We start from the raw sequence: 1,202 nt of genomic DNA on the forward strand, positions 1-1,202 counted from the left end.
AATTGCGTCATGCTCACGCCGGTCAGACTATCGATCAAGTCAAACTCTACGGTAATTATCCAAATTGGCAAGCGGAAATTAGCTGTCCTAGTGCCAATATCGAGCGTTTACGCTATCTCCGTCAAACTATCATCCACGCGTGGTGGCGCTGTCTTGATCCTGTCCCCGGAGTGGTGCATCTCAACTTACCATTTCGGGATCCCCTCGCACCAACTCCCGATCTAGAAATTAACAATTTAGAGGCTAATTTTGACCAAGAGGCTTTTTTTAGCCATATATCTCGGCAAAATATGCCAATTAACCACTCAATTCTCGAAATTCCTTCTTTACCCCCCCAAGGAATTATCATCGCGGGATTAGCTTCCCCGCAAAACCCCGAAAGTTACTGTCAGGCGATCGCTAATTTAGCCCGATCGCAACAATATCCCGTCTTAGCGGAAGCTTTATCTCCTCTGCGAAACTATGCAGGGTTAAATCCCCATCTCATCACCACCTATGATTTATTATTGCGGAATCCTGCCCTTAGAACCCAATTAACCCCCGATGTTGTCCTGCAAATTGGCGAATTACCCACCAGCAAAGAATTACGGACCTGGTTAGAAGAAATCGACTGTCCGCGCTGGATTATCGATCCCCATCCCGATAATTACGATCCTCTACAGGGAAAAACCGGACATCTCAGGGTAAATATCGAGCAATTAGGGGATTTATTCCCAGATCAAACCCATAATAACCGAGAATATCGGCAATTATGGCAAAAATTCGACCAGCAAGCCAGATTAACCATCGATCGCCTTTTGGCAGCAGAAACTAAACTGATTGAAGGGAAAATCCCCTGGCTGCTCTCCCAATACCTCCCCCCCCGCACCCCGATCTTTATCTCTAATAGTATGCCTGTTCGCTATGCCGAGTTTTTTAACCCGCCTAGCGATCGCCAAATTCGTCCCTATTTTAACCGCGGGGCCAATGGCATCGACGGCAACCTCTCCACTGCGATAGGAATAGCTTATAAAAATGTCCCCAGTCTGCTATTAACGGGAGATTTAGCCCTATTACACGACACAAATGGTTTTTTAATCAAAAAATATTTTGTTGGCTCCTTGACCATAATTTTAATCAATAACAAGGGGGGAGGCATTTTCCAGATGTTGCCGATCGCCAAATTTGACCCTCCCTTTGAAGAATTTTTTGCCACTCCCCAA

General features: G+C 45.7%; 1 protein-coding gene. It reads left to right on the forward strand.

The features are described from left to right. The coding region (gene menD / locus PX481_RS16100) for a 2-succinyl-5-enolpyruvyl-6-hydroxy-3-cyclohexene-1-carboxylic-acid synthase (RefSeq protein ID WP_288094966.1) at positions 1 to 1,202 on the forward strand (1,202 nt) is incomplete at both ends.

The sequence above is a fragment of the Microcystis sp. M53603_WE2 genome (assembly GCF_030065435.1).